The sequence below is a fragment of the Streptomyces sp. MBT65 genome (genome assembly GCF_016612545.1).
Lineage (GTDB): Bacteria > Actinomycetota > Actinomycetes > Streptomycetales > Streptomycetaceae > Streptomyces.
Genome location: NZ_JAENRY010000779.1, coordinates 1 through 408, shown reverse-complemented (window position 1 = coordinate 408; position 408 = coordinate 1). Strand labels below are relative to the sequence as shown.

The window sequence follows — 408 nt, the reverse complement described above, 5'->3', positions numbered from 1 at the left end:
CGCCTCCACCGCCCGATCAACGACAAGGTCCAACTCCGGCGCCAACCGAGCCAGCACAGCCGTAGCATCGAACGGATCAAGACTGAGCAACCGCACCGTCGCGGACGCCGGCCCACTCACACTCTCGTAGGCCGCGCAGTACGCCGCGTCCTCCGCCCCGAGCCCCGCCGCCCGAGCCACCAGCCCCAACACCACAGGCTGATGCGCCCCTTTGGGGAACTCTCGCGCAAGATCGTCGAGTTCGGCAGACGGCCAGGTCGCCCGCCCCGCCCGCATCAACTGCCGTCCAAGCTTCCGCGCAGCGACCCGCAACGCCGGCGACGGCGTCCGCGCATCAGCAGCCGCGTCCAACTCCACCGGATCCACACCGAGTACGGCAGCAGCGGCGAGGGCAGCCGACACGAGCCC

General features: G+C 70.6%; 1 protein-coding gene. It reads right to left on the bottom strand.

From position 1 onward, the window contains the following. The coding region (locus JHN63_RS52070) for an urease accessory UreF family protein (RefSeq protein ID WP_307782210.1) at positions 1-408 on the bottom strand (408 nt) is incomplete at both ends.